Origin of the sequence: Halostella litorea (assembly GCF_004785955.1) — an archaeon.
GTDB classification, from domain to species: domain Archaea; phylum Halobacteriota; class Halobacteria; order Halobacteriales; family Natronoarchaeaceae; genus Halostella; species Halostella litorea.
The window spans coordinates 464,960-479,668 of record NZ_ML214300.1; the positions used below are offsets into that span (position 1 = coordinate 464,960).

Here is a 14,709-nt window from a genome sequence, read left to right on the forward strand (position 1 = left end):
GAGGCTACCGCCGGTCAGCGCTCGACCTTCGACTCCAGCCGGTCGATCAGTTCCTCGTTGCCGATGTGCAGCGGGACTCGCTGGTGGATCCGCTCGGGTTCGACGTCCAGCAGCGACTGCTCGCCGTCCGAGGAGCGGCCGCCGGCCGATTCGACGATGTACGCCATCGGGTTGCCCTCGAACTGGAGCCGCAGTTTCCCCTCCGGCCGGGACTGCAGCGCCGGGTAGGAGAACACGCCGCCGTAGCCGATCACTTGGTTCACGTCGCCGACCAGCGACCCGCCGTAGCGGAGTTTCAGTTCGGACTCGATCTCGCCGGCATACTCGGCGAACTCGGGGGGCCACTCCGGGGTGCGGCCGCCGAAGCCGTACACCGTCGGGTCGTCCGGGATCGCCATGTCGCGCTCGATCGGGCGGCGCTCGCCGTCGACGATCTCGTGTTCGGTCACCGTCCCGTCGACGGCCGACACCATCGTCGCGATCGGCCCGTACAGCACGTACGCCGCGCCGACGAGCGAGCGGCCCCGCGCGGGGAGTTCGTCCTCGTAGACGGCGACGATGGTGCCCATCAGGTTGTTCGACTCCAGGTTCGACGAGCCGTCGAGCGGGTCGAGGGCGACGGCGAGTCCGCTCCCGCAGTCGACCGGCGCGTCGCGCTCCTCGCTGACGAACTGGCCGACGCCCTCTATCTCGGTGATCCGGTCGGCGAGGTGGCGGTCGGCCCACACGTCGGCGGCCTTCTGGTCGTCGCCGGTCGCGTTCTCGGAGCCGACCGTCTCGCGCCGGCCGCGCAGGCCCTCCCGGACCTGCGGCACCGCCTCGGAGACGGCGTCCAGTACCTCGTCGGTCACGGATTCGCGCTGTATCGTGCTCATTCTATGGCTTCCTCGGCGGACGCGCCCTCGAATATCACCTGTTCGAGCGCGTCCAGGATCGCCTCGGGGTCATCGCGCTGCCAGACGTTGCGACCGACGGCCAGGCCCGCGCCGCCGGCGTCCATCACCGCCTCGACGCTGCTCAGGAACTCGTAGTCGGAGGTCTTCGAGCCGCCGCTCATCACGACTTTCGCCTCGCCCGCGGCGTCGACCGCCCACTCCATCGCCTCCTTGCTGCCGGGGTATTTCACCTTCGCCACGTCGGCCCCGAGTTCGAGCGCGATCCGCGTGCCGTACGCGATCACCTCGCCCTTGGTGTCGTTTTTCAGCCCCTGGCCGCGCGGGTACGACCACATGACGACCGGGAGGTCGCGGTCGTGGGCGGCCTCCTGGACATCGCGGAAGTCCTCGTACATCTCCGGTTCGTGGTTCGACCCGGAGTAGACGGTGTAGCCGACCGCGTCCGCGCCCAGGTCGATCGCGTTCTCCACGGTCCAGTTCTTCGGGGAGTACGGTTCGCCCATCCAGAGGTTGCTCGTCCCGTTCAACTTGGCGAGCAGGTTCACGTCGTCCTCGTAGGAGGGGTAGTACGTCTCGGCGACGCCCTTCTGAACGGCGAGCGACGTGACGGCGTCGTGCGTCGCGATGTCGAACACCGTCTCCGGGTCCAGCGTCTCCGGCACCGCCTCGAAGTCCGTCGGCCCGTGTTCGAGGCCGTGGTCCATCGCGAGGATCAGTACGTTCCCGTCCCGGGTGATCGCCTCGTCGGTCAGCGGGATCATCTGTTACGAAATCCAATGAACTCGAATATAAGCGTTGCGCACGGGGGCGATCGCTCGGATATCGTCTCAGAGAGATACAGACGGGCGTTAGCCGGTCCTCACCCGGTATCCCGGGGCACCAATATCTTACTACTCGAATAGTAAATTCATTCGCCGAGCCGGTCGGTGGCCGCGGCGTGCCACTCGGTGACCACCGCCTCGTCCATGTCGAGCACGTCGGCGACGTGTTCCGGGTCCGCCGTGGCGAGCCGCCGGACCGAGGTGACGCCGGCCTCGCCGAGTCGGTCGGCGTCGTCCTCGTCGACCGACGGCAGTTCCGTCAGGGGGTCGGGCCGGGAACGCTCGCGCCACGCTGACTCGGCCGCCTCGGCCGCGCCGCTCCCGTCGGTCTCCGCGGGCTCCGCCGGTTCGGCGTCGGCCGCGGGCGACCAGTCGCCGGCCGGGTCCGTGCGTTCCTCGGGCACGTCCCCCGTCGGCGTCCAGTCGCCGTCGGTCAGGGCGGAGCCGTCGTCGGTCGACGCGGCCGACGCGTCGCGCTCCGAGGGCGTCCAGTCGCCGGCCGCGTCCGTCCCCTCGTCGGAACTGTCGCCCAGGTCGACGCCGCTGGCGGCGACCCAGTCGCGCTCGCCGTCGCGCAGGCCGCGGACGGTCCGGGAGCGGTCGTCCAGGTCCGCGCCCTGCTCGTCCAGGCTCCAGTGGAGCGAGTGCTCGCGGCGGATCTTCGTCGCGACGCCCGGGTTGACGCCGGCGTCGACCAACCCCCGGTACGACACCGACTTCCGCCGCACGTCGGCCGCGTCGATGCCCGCCTCGGCCATCGCCGCCGCGGTCGCCTCGCCGACGTACAGCAGGTCGGTGCGGTCCTCGCTCCCGTCGGCCGTCTCCTCTTGGGTCACGTTCGTCACCGCTCTGTCCGAAGGTTTCACCCCTCCCCCTTGAAACTTTCCGGGAACCGGCGGGGCGCGGCCGACGGGGAGTTTCCGACGACCCGGCCTGGCGACGGAACCCGAACTATTAGGGCGGGGTCGCAAGAATTGCCTCCATGGTTCGCGGACTCGACTCCATCGAGCGCGTCGGCGTCGTAGGTGCAGGGACGATGGGCAGCGGCATCGCACAGGTCGCCGCGACGAGCGGCTACGACGTGACGATGCGCGACGTCGAACGGGCGTTCGTCGACCGGGGCTTCGACTCGATCGACGACAGCCTCGGCCGCCTCGTCGAGCGGGAGACGCTCTCCGAGGCCGAGGCCGACGCGGCACGCGACCGGATCGACGGGACGACCGACCTCAACGACCTGGCGGACTGCGACCTCGTCGTCGAGGCGGCCGTCGAGGAGATGGAGATAAAGCGGGATATCTTCGGGGACCTGGACGACGTGACCGACGACGACGTCGTACTGGCGACGAACACCTCGACGCTGTCGATCACGACGATAGCGGCCGCCACCGACCGCCCGGAAGCGGTCGTCGGGATCCACTTCATGAACCCCGTGCCGGTCATGGAGGGCGTGGAGGTCGTCGACGGGGAGAAGACGGGCGAGGACACCCTGGCGCTGGCCCACGAGTTCTCCGAGTCGCTTGGCAAGACCACATGGGAGGCCGACGACAAGCCCGGCTTCGTCTCCAACCGCATCCTCATGCCGTGGATAAACGAGGGGATCCGCGCCTACGACGAGGGCGTCGCGACGAAGGGGGACATCGACCGCGGGATGAAACTCGGCACGAACGTCCCGATGGGGCCGCTGGAACTGGCCGACCACGTCGGGCTGGACGTCTGCCTCCACGCCACCGAGACGCTCCACGAGGAACTGGGCGACCGCTACAAGCCGGCGTACCTGCTCAAGCGGAAAGTCGAGGCGGGCGACCTCGGGAAGAAGACGGGCGAGGGGTTCTACGAGTACGACTAGCGGTCCGTCTCATGTAGCGGCGCCGCGGCCATCCGGGCGCGCAGGTCGCCGACGTCGTCGGCCGCGACCGCGCCGGACTCGAAGCGCTGTATCAGGGCGTGGACCTCCGCGCGTGGCACCTTCACCGTCCCCTCCGTGACCACGTCGGTCGGGCGGTCGCGGAGTTCGCGGATCGTCGCCACCGCAAGCAGGTACGGGATCGCCCACGCGGCCAGCGTGTTGCCGTCGGTCTCCGGGAGCGCTTCGAGGTACGCCTGCGCGTCGTCGAGGTATCCGGCGGCGTGCTCGGTGACGCGCTCGACGACTCGGGCCACGTCGTCGGCGCGGTCGGGGTCCGACACCTCGTCGGCGGCGAGGCCCTCGTCAGCGAGCCACGTCGCCGGCAGGTACACGTTGTTCTCCTCGTCGTAGTCCGCGGAGACGTCCTTGGCGACGTTGACCAACTGGAGCAACAGCGCGAACGACCGGGCGTTGTCCTCCAGGGTCGCCGCGCGCTCGGCGTCGGCGCTCTCGACCAGCAGGTTCGTGATCAGGTCGCCGACCGTGCCGGCGGCATACCAGCAGTACTCCTCCAGTTCCTCGACGGTCCCGATGCGGAGGCCGCCGGTGTCGGCGTGGCGCTCGACGAACGTCGCCATCCCGCCGACGAGTTCCCGGACCGGGTCGCGGAGGGCGTCGCGGGTCTCGCCGGGGAGCGAGGCGTACGTGCTCGTGACGCGGGGGGCCGCCGCGACCACGTCCCAGTCGTTGCTCCGCTCGTCGGGGAGCCACGGGTCGACCGCCGCGCGGAACGACTCGACGGTCGTCGGGTCGGTCGGCGCGAGCACCCGGTCGTACCGCCGCAACAGATCGGCTTTCTCGGCGGCCGGCACGTGGCCGGCGTCCTCGACGGTGTCGGCGATCCGACACAGGAGGTAGCCGACGCAGATCCGCGACGACATCGGCTCTTTCAGCGCGTCGATCGTGATCGCGAACGTCCGCGAGACCCCCTGTACGGCGTCGTGGCACCACTGGAGGTTCTCGTCGACCGTCCGCGTGCTACGGCCCGAATGCATTCCACTCGATCCACATATGTACCCCCGAAGTAAAAGCGTCCGGGAACGCGTTCGCGACGCGACGAGAGGGGGAAAACTAATGCGGCGACGATCCAAGATACGCCCATGGACTTCAGCCTCACCGCGGAACAGAGGCAGATCCGCGACATGGTCGCCGAGTTCGTCGACGACGAGGTCGTCCCCCGGGCGGCCGAAATCGACCACGAGGACGAGTTCCCGGCCGACCTAGTCGACGAGATGGCCGAACTGGGGCTCATGGGGATGCCGTTCCCCGAGGAGTACGGCGGCGCCGGGCTGGACTACCACTCCTACGCCATCGGCTTACAGGAGATCAGCCGCGGGAGCGGCGGCCTCGGCACGGTCGTGGCCGCCCACACCAGCCTCGCCGGGAACATGCTGTACGCGTTCGGCGACGAGGCCCAGAAGGAGCGCTACCTCACGCCGCTGAACACCGGCGAGGACATCGGCGCGTTCGCGCTCTCGGAGGCCGGGGCGGGCAGCGACGTGCCCGCCATGGAGACGACCGCCGAACGGGACGGCGACGAGTACATTCTCGACGGCGGGAAGCTGTGGATCTCGAACGGCTCCGTCGCGGACACGGTCACGGTCTTCGCAAAGACCGACCCCGACGCCGGCCGGAAGGGCATCTCCTCGTTCATCGTCCGCCCGGAGGAGGACGACGGCTTCGTCGTCGAGGGCACCGAGGAGAAACTCGGCGACAAGGGCTGTCCCACCGCCGAACTCCGCTTCGACGGCTGTCGGATCCCCGCCGACCGCCGCCTCGGCGAGGAGGGCGACGGGTTCGTCCACGCGCTCAAGACGCTGAACGGCGGCCGGATCACCATCGCGGCCCGCGGCGTCGGCATCGCGCAGGCGGCGTTGGACCAGGCCCTGGAGTACGCCCAGCAGCGCGAGCAGTTCGACCAGCCGATCGCGGAGTTCCAGTCGATAAAGCACAAGCTCGCCGACATGGACACGAAGCTCCAGGCCGCCCGCATGCTGATGCACCGCGCCGCCGACCGGAAGATCCGCGGCGAGGACTTCATCAAGGAGGCCGCGCAGGCGAAGCTGTACGCCAGCGAGATCAGCCGCGAGGTCGCCAACGAGGGGATCCAGATCCACGGCGGCTACGGCTACACGAAGGACTTCCCCGCCGAGCGGTTCTACCGCGACGCGAAGCTAAACGAGATCTACGAGGGCACCAGCGAGGTGCTGCGCAACACGATCGGCGACCAGTTGCTCGACTGAGCGCGGCCCCTCACTCCACCTGGTCGGCCAGCCACTCGTGGTGGTCCCGCACCGCGCGCTCGCCCGCCTCGGTGAGCGAGTACACGTCGTGTAACCCCTCGGTCCGCTCCTCGACGTAGCCGGCCCGCTCTAACTTCTCCATCGCGCCGTAGAACCGGTCGGGACGGAGGCGGCCGTCGTAATGGGCCTCTATCGCCGACTTCAGCTCCTGGCCGCGCAGTTCCTCGCCGTACAGCAGCGCACACAGGTCCCGGCGCGTCCCGCTCTGGAGCCACTTGCTCATGGGCGGGCGAACGGTCGCCCGCGACACAGGCGTTGCGTTTCGGCCGCCGGGCAAGCACTACATCCCCATGTCGCTCGCGCCGTCGGGCACCGGGAGGTCATTCGGCGACGCGCCCAGCAGTTCCGCGGCGTGGTCGATCGCCATGTCGAAGCCGTAGTAGCGCTCCAGTTCGTCGCCGTCGGCGCTCGGGCGGACCTTCAGCATGGCGTACCCCTCGCTGTTCTGTGCGACCGCCGCGGTGCGGCCGTCGCGTTCGAACTCCAGGACGCGCTCGGTGTCGGTCTCGTAGTAGCGGGCGGTGACCCCGTTCGCGGTCGCCGTCTCGGTCATACCCCCGCTACGGACCGCCGGTAATCGAACCTGTCGGTTTCCGCGGTCGGCGGCCGGTCAGGTGACCAGCGAGTACGTAAAGAGGAAGCCGAAGTACAGCAGGACGAGCCCGCCGACCGCCTTCAGCCGGAACAGCCGCAGGTCCTCGCTCTCCTCGCGGTAGGCCTCCCGGAACGCCGCAACCTCCGCGTCGGTGCACGCGTCGGGGTGGTCCAGCCCGACGTGGAGCGTGCGGTACTCCTCGCGGGCGAACGGCCGCCCACAGTACGGGCAGTCGTGTGTCGGCTCGCCGGGCGGGACGTCGGCGTCGCGGGTCTCGGTGGCTGTGTCTGCGGTCATAGGTACGGTGGCGTGAGGTCCGGTTCGGAGACGATCCACATGCTGACGACCGTGTACAGCACCATCACGAGGATGAACGGGTACTGGCTCCGGATCGCCTGCAGGCGGCTCGGGAACGTGTCGTAGGCGGCGGCGTGGGCTACCCAGATGGCGAGCAGGTGGCCGACCAGCACGAAGCCGAGTTCGAGGCCGCCGAACCACGACGGCAGGACGTACAGTTCGGGGTTGGCCGGCGGGGAGAGCGGCGCGGCCAGCGCGGCCGACAGCGGCGCGAGCAGCGAGACGAAGTACCCGAGGAAGTGCGCGAGGTGGTAGCCCGCCGCGATGGCCAGCAGCGGCGGCGCGAACCGCCGGGCGAGCGCGCCGGCGGGGAGGAACGTCTCGGCCAGCCGCCGGGAAGCGCGCGACGCGGTGACGTACGCGCCGTAGAACAGGCCGAACCCGCCGAGCAGGCCGGCGACGTACGCCGCGACCGGCGGGACGCCCGCGCCGACGACCGCTCGCGCCGCGTCGTCCCAGGCCGGCGTCGTCACCAGCCCGTCGTACGTCGTCACCCACAGCAGGGCGACGACGAACGCCACCTCGTCCGCGCCGTCGACGCCGTCGGCGTCGGTCAGCGCCATCCCGGGCAGCCGGAGGTCGATCCCGTCGCCGGTCCGCGCGGCGACGGCGACCCGGCCGTAGTAGTCGAACACGCGCGAGACGGGGTCGACCGTCGAGAACCACCGCTCCGCGCCGAACGCGACGCCGCCCAGCACGGTGACGACGCCGTAGGCGGCTACGACCGCCGCGAGCAGCCGCGGGTCGTCGGCGAGCGGGCTCACCACCTCGACCCAGATGAGGGCGATCAGGCCGGCGACGCTCGGCCACGCGCCCAGCCGCGCCGGGTACGACAGGTCGAGCGACGGCAGCAGTTCGACCAGCGTCCGGAACGGGTTGATCGCCGGCCAGGTGTTCCCGACGAGGTACACCGACATCACGTAGCCGGCCCACCAGGCGGCCCAGACGAGCAACACGGCGAGGTTGCGAAACGGGTCCGGGGGACCGGTCAGACCGAAGTACAGCACCGTCGCGAGGCCCGCGAGCCCGAACAGCGAGCCGGCGACCTCGAAGACTCTGGAGCGACCGACCGAGAGCGACGGTCCGTACCCGTCGATCCGGTCGACGAGCCGCCGGTCGGTGACGAGGCTCGCGAGGAGGAACGAGGCCCCGACGACGCCGCCGCCGGTCGCCAGGAACAGCCACGTCGGGACCGACAGCGACTCGCTCGACGAGCGGAGCGCGCCGCCGTGGGCCGCCGCGCGGCCGGACAGCGCCACCGCGGCGAGCGCGACGGCCGCCGCGACGCTCCGGAGTCGGGCGGTCACGATGCGTCCCATGGTGAGAAGGGGTCCTCAGGCCGCCCCGGCGTACAGGACGACGACGAGGAAGATCCAGACGGCGTCGACGAAGTGCCAGTACATCGAGACGGTGCTGACGGAGGTGTGCCGTTCGGCGGAGTACTGCCCCGTCAGCCCGCGGGCGAACACGATGCCGAGCATCACCGCGCCAAGCGAGACGTGGAGCCCGTGGAGGCCGGTCAGGCCGTAGAACGCGTTCCAGTAGATGCCGCCGGTCAGCGTGTGGCCCTCGACGAGGATGAACTCGTAGTACTCGTAGGCCTGCCCCCCGATGAAGATCAGGCCGAGCAGGAGCGTCAGGCCGAGCAGGCCGATGAAGCGGCCGCGGTTGTTCTTCCGGAGCGCGACGTGGGCGAAGTGGAGCGTGACGCTGCTTATCACCAGGATGACGGTGTTCGCCAGCACGAGGCCGGTCAGGCCGGGCACCTCGCCCGGCGGCCACTCGCCCACGCGGATGAAGAAGTAGTAGACGAAGCCGGCGCCGAACGTCGCTATCTCGGAGCCGAGGAAGGCGATCATCCCCCACCGGAGTTTGCTCTCGCTCTGGTGGTCGGCGCCGCGCTCCCAGAACGCCTTCACGAACGCGTGGTACACCCAGCCGTACAGGCCGAGCAGGAACACGAACGTGCTCGCGACGAAGGCGTACGGTCCGACGTCGGAGCCGACCAGCCCGGCGTCGCCGCCGAGCAGGTACAGCGCCGCCGCCACGTAGAAGCCGCCGGCGCCCAGTGCTGTGATGAATGGCCACCAGCTGGCCTCGCCGAATCCCCGCGGCCAGTCCTCCACCGCGGGCAGGTGGTGCCCGTGGTCGTCCGCCGTATCGTCCGCTACGGTCATACTCGGCCCCTTTCGTGTGGACTACCAAAAATCCATCCAACTGCACCGCGGGTGGCAAACCGCCCCCGCGCCGGGCCCGCAACGCGTAGAAACCGGAGTTAGGCCGCGACCGACTAGTTACCGCTCGACTCGTTGCCGCCGGACTGGTACTCGGACATCCGTTCCTCGAACTCCTCCTGGCTGACGACCTCGACCTCGAACATCATCTGGGAGTGGCCCTGTCCGCAGTACTCCGCACAGTAGCCCTGATACGTGTTCCCGGGGTTGGTCGCCTCGGTCCGGATGATGTGTTGCTGGCCGGGCACGGCGTCCTGTTTCAGCCCGAGTTCGGGCACGTGGAACGCGTGGAGCCAGTCTTTCGTCCCGATCTTCAGGTACACCTGCTCGTCGGCCGGTATCAGTAACGGCCCCTCAGAGACGTCGGGCCCCGGACTGGAGCCGAGAGTCACGTTGTGACGCTCGTACGTGAACGTCCACCGGTACCGCTCGGCGGTGACGTTGATCACCTCGTCGTTCTCGCTGGGCTGTATCTCCTCGGTCGCGATCACGTCGCCCGACCCCATGACGTTGTACGCGCCCACGCCGACGAACAGGAGGATCACCGCGGTCGCGATCGTCCAGGTGATCTCCAGCCGGCGGTTCTCCCGGGTCGGCTTCGCCTCGTCGTTGTCCTTGAAGCGAACGACCGTGTAGATGAGGATACCCTCGACCAGCAGCGTGATCGGGACCGCGACGTACAGCAGCTCCTGGTTCAGCGAGCTGATGAGATCGTCCGTCGTCGAGTCCGCGGCCGCTGCGGGCTGGGCGGCCAGCGCCAGCAACGCCACCCCGAATAGCGTCATGGCGGCAATCCGCTTTTGCTTCATTACAGCCGGCAGTTTAGGAACTCGCGGTTAAATAACTGCTGACTTTTCGGCCGCCCGCGTCCCCGTCGGGCGACCCGGTCGCCCGCCCGCCGTCGCCGCGACCGTCCCGCGAAAGCGGCGAGCCTAAGTACGCGGAACCGGAACCCCGAAGGGAGAATGGACGTGGAATCGGAGGGGTATCCGGAGCCGATCCGCACCGGCGACCGCTTCACCGGGCTGGTCGCCGGGACGGCGATGGGAGTCTACCTGCTCATCATCGTCGGCGCGACGACCGCCATCACCGACGCGGCCGCCGCGTGCACGACGTGGCCGGCCTGCGAGGGCGGCTGGCTCGTCGACTTCGGCGACCCGAAGCTGGCGGTCGCGTGGGGCCACCGCGTCGCCGCCCTCCTGGTGGGGCTGCTCGTGCTCGCGACCGGCGTCGCCGCCTGGCTCGGCGACCCGCCGCGGCGCGTCCGGGCGGCGCTGTCCGTCGCGGCGCTCGCCTACTCCGTGCAGGTCGCGGTCGGCGCGGTCGCAGCCGTCGCCGGCGCGACCGCCCTGGTGTCGGCCGTCCACCTGACGCTCGGGACGCTCATCTTCGGCAGCCTCGTCGTCGGCGTCGCCTGGCTGCTGGAGGACCAGACGGCGACCGACATCGACCGCGAGCCGGTCGACGTGCCGAACCCCATCGACGACGATGCCGCGCCCGACCCCGAGCGGCCGTCGCTCCCCGACGCGCCGCTCGCACGCGCGAAGGCGTACGGGAGCGCCTACTTCCGGCTGATGAAGCCGCGGCTGATGTGGCTGCTGTGTCTCGTCGCCGCCGCGGGGATGGCGCTTGCGGCCGGCCCCGCGCTCACGGTCCGGACGGTCGTCCTCACCCTGCTCGGCGGCGTCCTCGCCATCGGCGCGAGCGGCACGTTCAACCACGTCCTCGAACGCGACATCGACCGGAAGATGAACCGTACCGCCGACCGCCCCATCGCGACCGACGTGGTGTCGGTCCGGAACGCGCTGGCCTTCGGCGGCCTGCTGACGCTCCTGTCGCTGACCGCCTTCCTGCAGGTGAACCTGCTCGCGGCGGGGCTCGGGCTGACGGCCATCCTGTTTTACAGCGTCGTGTACACGCTCGTGTTGAAGCCAAACACCGTCCAGAACACGGTCATCGGCGGCGCGGCCGGCGCGCTCCCGGCGGTGATCGGCTGGGCGGCGGTCACCGGTTCGATCGGCGTGCCCGGGCTGGCGCTCGCCGGCGTCATCTTCCTGTGGACGCCCGCGCACTTCTACAACCTCGCGCTGGCGTACAAGGAGGACTACGCCCGCGGCGGCTTCCCGATGATGCCGGTGGTGCGCGGCGAGGCGGAGACGCGGAAACAGATCGTCTACTACCTCGCCGCGACGCTCGTGGGCGCGGCGGTCCTGACCGCGGTGAGCGACCTGGGCCTGCTGTACGCGCTGGCGAGCGTCGCCTTCGGCGCGGTGTTCCTCCGGACCGTCATCACGCTCCACCGCGAGCGGACCGAGGCCGCGGCGATGCGGTCGTTCCACGCCTCGAACGCCTACCTCGGCGTCCTGCTGATCGCGGTCGTCGTGGACTCGCTCGCGCTATGAACGCCCGCCTCTCGCTCCCGTCGCTTCCGGCCGGCAAAACGTTGCTGTACGCCGCGCTCGTCCTCAACACGGAACTGATGGCCGTCCTCCTCTACCCCGGCGTCAACCGCCTCACCGCCGAGGGGTGGCTGTACGTCGCCCTCGCGCTCGTCTGGATCAACGTCGGCGTGTGGACGATTCTGCGGACCGAGCCCGCGCCCGCGTCGCCCGGCCAGCGCCGGACCGCGCTGGCTGTCGCCGGGGGCTACTTCGCGGTGTTGCTGTACGTCGGCGGGCTGGTGACGCTGGGCACCACGTTCACACCGGTCGACGTGCCGCCGACCGGCCCGCGGGTCGCCTGGCTGCTGCCGGGGTGGGGGCCGGCGCTGCAGTACGGCGGCGAACTGGTGACCGTCTCGCTCCAGCCGTACAAGCTGGTCGGCTACCTCGCGCTCGCGTACCTCGTGTACGCGACCGTGCTGGACGCCGCCGGCGCGGCCGTCTCGGGCGTGCTCGGGCTGCTCTCCTGTGTCAGTTGCACCTGGCCGGTCCTGACGTCGCTGGCGACGGGGCTGCTCGGGGGGTCCTCCGCGCTCGCGCTCGCCGTCCAGAACTGGTCCCACGAGCTGTCGACCGTGGTGTTCGTCCTCACGGTCGCGTTATTGTACTGGCGACCGTTCGGTCGGTAAGACGATGTATTCGCGGGAACACCTCCTCATCGGTGCGGCCGTCTCGGCGGCGGGCGTCGCGGCGCTGCGCGGGACCTTTTCCGTCCCCGTGCTGGCGGCGCTGTTCGCGGCCGGCGTGTTGCTGTCGGTGTTCATCGACCTGGACCACTTCCTCGTCGCGCGCCGCCACGCCGGCGACTGGTCGCACCTGCGGGCCTGCGTCCGGGACCCCGTGTTCGCGTTCACCGAGCAGGACGAGGTGTTCGCGGGGATCCCCGAACAGCAGATCCAACTGGAGCGCCTGCTCTCCCATGCGCTCGTCGGCGGCGCGCTGACGGCGGCGCTGGCGCTCGTCTCCCCCCCGCTCGCCGTCTTCGCGGCGGTCGTCGTGTACGCCCACGTCGTCGCTGACCTCCTGCGGGACGCCGGGATCGCGTGAGGTACGGCGGAGCGGGCCGAGGGACGCCCGGACGCCCCGTGCGGCGATCGAACCCCTTACTTCCCGCCCGCGTCTGCTCCCGATATGGACGCGCTCGTCGCCGAAGGCATCGAGAAGCGGTACGGCGAGACCGTCGCGGTCGACGGCGTCTCGCTGTCGGTCGCGGCGGGGGAAGTGTTCGCGCTGGTCGGGCCGAACGGCGCGGGGAAGACGACGCTCGTCCGGGCGCTCACGGGCACCACGGAGCCGAGCGCGGGCGAGGCGTCGGTGCTGGGCGACTCCCCGACGGCCGTCGACAGGTCGCGGCTAGGGGTCCTGCCGCAGTCGTTCTCCCCGCCGGCGCGCCTGACCGCGCGCGAACTCGTCGCCTACTACGCCGGACTGTACGACGAGTCGCGGGACCCGGACGCCGTACTGGCCGACGTCGGCGTCGCCGACGCGGCCGACACCCGCTACGAGAACCTCTCGGGCGGCCAGCAGCGCCGGACCTGTCTGGGGATCACGCTGGTCAACGACCCGGACGTGCTCTTCCTCGACGAGCCGACGACCGGGATCGACCCGGCCGGCCGGCGGACGGTACAGGAGCGCATCGCCGACCTCGCCGCCGGCGGCGCGACCGTCTTCCTCACGACCCACGACATGACCGAGGCCGAGCGCGTCGCCGACCGCGTCGGCTTCCTGGCGGACGGCGAACTCGTCGCCGTCGGGTCGCCGGCCGACCTCGTCGCGGACCACGGCGGGGAGCGCCGCCTCGTCGTGCGGACCGACGCCGACCCGGACGCCGTCGCCGTGGACCGCCCCGTGACGGCGCGGGACGGCGAACTCGTCGTCCACGGCGTCAACCCCGAGGGGATCGGCGGCGTCGTCGACGCGCTGGAGGCGGCGGGCGTCGACTACGGCGAACTGACCTGGACCAGACCCGACCTGGAGGACGTCTACCTCGAACTGACCGGCGACCGCGAGGCCGTCCGCCCCGCCGCGGCCGCGGCGACCGGGGGTGACGCCTGATGGGGCGCGTCGCGCGGGTCGGCGCCGAGGCCGGGGCCGCCTGGCGCTCGTTCGTCCGGCGGCGGACGGCCGTCTTCTTCACGTTTTTCTTCCCCGTGATCATCATCCTCATCTTCGGGGCCCTGGTGCGGACCGACCCGACCGGGACGGGGCTGTTCACGGAGCCGGCGGGGTACTACGTGCCGGGGTATCTCGCCGTCGTCGTCCTGTTTACGCCGCTGTCGCGGGTCGGGAGCACCGTCGCGCGCCATCGGGAGGGCAACCGCTTCGAGAAACTCGCCACGACGCCGCTCACCCGGACGGAGTGGCTGGCCGCCCACGCGGCGGTCAACGTCGCGATCATCGGCGCGGCGAGCGTCCTCCTGCTGGGCATCATCGTCGCGATCACCGACGCGACGGTCCGCCCGTCCCCGTGGCTCGTGCCGCTGGTGGCGCTCGGCGTGGTGCTGTTCTGCGGCATCGGCGCGGCGCTCGGCCGGGTCGCCGACTCGCAGGACGGCGTGATCGCCGCGAGCAACTCCATCGCCCTGCCGATGCTGTTCCTCGCGGAGACGTTCGTCACGCCGGACCTGCTGCCGGCGTACGCCCTGCCGCTGGTCGACCTCCTGCCGCTGACGTACTTCTCCCGGGGCGTCCGCGCGGCGACGTACTACGGCACGTCGCCGGCGCTGGACCTCGCGGTCCTCGCCGCCCTCGCCGCCGTCGCCTTCGCGGTCGGCGCGGCCGCGATCCCCCGGACCGACTGATCAGACCGGCCCGTCGCCGGCCAGTCCGACGACGTTCCGGTCGGCGTCGTACGTCACCAGCCCGACCGCCCGCAGTTTCGGTACGTGGACGTGGTGCAGGGCGATCTCGACGCGGCGGACCCGGTCGGTAGAGGGCGCGGACGTCCCGGCTTCGTGGGCGGCGACCGCGGCCGCGAGTTCCCCGAGCGCGAGCGGCCGCCCGCGCTCCCGGAGTTCACGGAGCGCGCGGCGGCGGTCCCGGTGCGAGAGCGCCCGGAGCAGTCCGTCCCACCGGTCCGGGGACGGGTCGTTGTCGAACGCGTCGAGTTCGTTTACGAGTTCCGCGGTCGTGCCGTTCATGTGCACCTCCCTCGAC

Annotated in this window: 18 protein-coding genes; 7 read left to right on the top strand and 11 right to left on the bottom strand. The window is 70.6% G+C overall.

Annotation, left to right across the window (positions count from 1 at the left end; all coding sequences use genetic code 11):
* Positions 1-14: 14 nt before the first annotated feature.
* The 3 genes from EYW40_RS02390 to EYW40_RS02400 all read right to left on the bottom strand — a co-directional run bounded on the left by EYW40_RS02390 (position 15) and on the right by EYW40_RS02400 (position 2,553).
* Positions 15-875, bottom strand: coding sequence for a class 1 fructose-bisphosphatase (locus EYW40_RS02390; RefSeq protein ID WP_135820021.1), 861 nt, complete (start codon positions 873-875; stop codon positions 15-17).
* Positions 872-1,657, bottom strand: a complete 786-nt coding sequence (locus EYW40_RS02395) for a class I fructose-bisphosphate aldolase (RefSeq protein ID WP_135820022.1) — start codon at positions 1,655-1,657, stop codon at positions 872-874. Before EYW40_RS02395 ends, EYW40_RS02390 begins: the two co-directional genes overlap by 4 nt.
* A 146-nt stretch (positions 1,658-1,803) precedes the next feature.
* The gene (locus EYW40_RS02400) at positions 1,804-2,553 is read right to left on the bottom strand and encodes a DUF7409 domain-containing protein (RefSeq protein WP_135820023.1); all 750 of its coding nucleotides are present in this window, start codon (positions 2,551-2,553) and stop codon (positions 1,804-1,806) included.
* A gap of 146 nt (positions 2,554-2,699) precedes the next feature.
* Between EYW40_RS02400 and EYW40_RS02405 the strand changes: the two genes are divergently transcribed.
* Positions 2,700-3,563, top strand: a complete 864-nt coding sequence (locus EYW40_RS02405) for a 3-hydroxyacyl-CoA dehydrogenase family protein (RefSeq protein WP_135820024.1) — start codon at positions 2,700-2,702, stop codon at positions 3,561-3,563.
* On the opposite strand, the gene EYW40_RS02410 is transcribed toward EYW40_RS02405, so the two are convergent.
* The gene (locus EYW40_RS02410; RefSeq protein ID WP_135820025.1) at positions 3,560-4,618 is read right to left on the bottom strand and encodes a phytoene/squalene synthase family protein; all 1,059 of its coding nucleotides are present in this window, start codon (positions 4,616-4,618) and stop codon (positions 3,560-3,562) included. The two genes, EYW40_RS02405 and EYW40_RS02410, sit on opposite strands and share 4 nt — an antisense overlap.
* Positions 4,619-4,723: 105 nt before the next feature.
* Here EYW40_RS02410 and EYW40_RS02415 point away from each other — a divergent pair, with 105 nt between their 5' ends.
* Entirely contained in the window at positions 4,724-5,866 is a 1,143-nt protein-coding gene (locus EYW40_RS02415; protein WP_135820026.1) for an acyl-CoA dehydrogenase, read from the top strand.
* 10 nt (positions 5,867-5,876) lie between these two features.
* On the opposite strand, the gene EYW40_RS02420 is transcribed toward EYW40_RS02415, so the two are convergent.
* From EYW40_RS02420 to coxB, 6 genes are all read right to left on the bottom strand, one after another.
* Complete coding sequence (locus EYW40_RS02420) at positions 5,877-6,149, bottom strand: PadR family transcriptional regulator (RefSeq protein WP_135820027.1); 273 nt, start codon at positions 6,147-6,149, stop codon at positions 5,877-5,879.
* Positions 6,150-6,206: 57 nt separating this feature from the next.
* A complete protein-coding gene (locus tag EYW40_RS02425; protein ID WP_135820028.1) occupies positions 6,207-6,479 on the bottom strand; it encodes a DUF7111 family protein in 273 nt (90 codons plus the stop codon).
* A 57-nt stretch (positions 6,480-6,536) separates the two neighbouring features.
* Entirely contained in the window at positions 6,537-6,818 is a 282-nt protein-coding gene (locus EYW40_RS02430; protein WP_135820029.1) for a DUF7410 domain-containing protein, read from the bottom strand.
* Positions 6,815-8,197 (bottom strand): hypothetical protein, encoded by a 1,383-nt coding sequence (locus EYW40_RS02435; RefSeq protein ID WP_135820030.1) that lies wholly within the window; start codon positions 8,195-8,197, stop codon positions 6,815-6,817. Before EYW40_RS02435 ends, EYW40_RS02430 begins: the two co-directional genes overlap by 4 nt.
* A 15-nt stretch (positions 8,198-8,212) precedes the next feature.
* Complete coding sequence (locus EYW40_RS02440; protein ID WP_135820031.1) at positions 8,213-9,055, bottom strand: cytochrome c oxidase subunit 3; 843 nt, start codon at positions 9,053-9,055, stop codon at positions 8,213-8,215.
* A 113-nt stretch (positions 9,056-9,168) separates the two neighbouring features.
* A complete protein-coding gene (gene coxB / locus EYW40_RS02445) occupies positions 9,169-9,921 on the bottom strand; it encodes a cytochrome c oxidase subunit II (RefSeq protein ID WP_135820032.1) in 753 nt (250 codons plus the stop codon).
* A gap of 156 nt (positions 9,922-10,077) precedes the next feature.
* On the opposite strand from coxB, the gene EYW40_RS02450 reads away from it, so the two are divergent.
* From EYW40_RS02450 to EYW40_RS02470, 5 genes are all read left to right on the top strand, one after another.
* Entirely contained in the window at positions 10,078-11,514 is a 1,437-nt protein-coding gene (locus EYW40_RS02450) for a heme o synthase (RefSeq protein WP_135820033.1), read from the top strand.
* Complete coding sequence (locus EYW40_RS02455; protein ID WP_135820034.1) at positions 11,511-12,182, top strand: DUF7546 family protein; 672 nt, start codon at positions 11,511-11,513, stop codon at positions 12,180-12,182. Before EYW40_RS02450 ends, EYW40_RS02455 begins: the two co-directional genes overlap by 4 nt.
* Before the next feature lie 4 nt (positions 12,183-12,186).
* Entirely contained in the window at positions 12,187-12,600 is a 414-nt protein-coding gene (locus EYW40_RS02460) for a hypothetical protein (RefSeq protein ID WP_135820035.1), read from the top strand.
* An 84-nt stretch (positions 12,601-12,684) separates the two neighbouring features.
* The gene (locus tag EYW40_RS02465) at positions 12,685-13,608 is read left to right on the top strand and encodes an ABC transporter ATP-binding protein (RefSeq protein WP_135820036.1); all 924 of its coding nucleotides are present in this window, start codon (positions 12,685-12,687) and stop codon (positions 13,606-13,608) included.
* Positions 13,608-14,354: an ABC transporter permease gene (locus EYW40_RS02470; RefSeq protein ID WP_135820037.1), complete on the top strand. Its 747-nt coding sequence runs from the start codon at positions 13,608-13,610 to the stop codon at positions 14,352-14,354. The genes EYW40_RS02465 and EYW40_RS02470 overlap by 1 nt, the downstream gene beginning before the upstream one ends.
* Here EYW40_RS02470 and EYW40_RS02475 read toward each other — a convergent pair whose 3' ends face one another.
* Entirely contained in the window at positions 14,355-14,693 is a 339-nt protein-coding gene (locus EYW40_RS02475; protein ID WP_135820038.1) for a DUF7344 domain-containing protein, read from the bottom strand.
* Positions 14,694-14,709 lie beyond the last annotated feature (16 nt).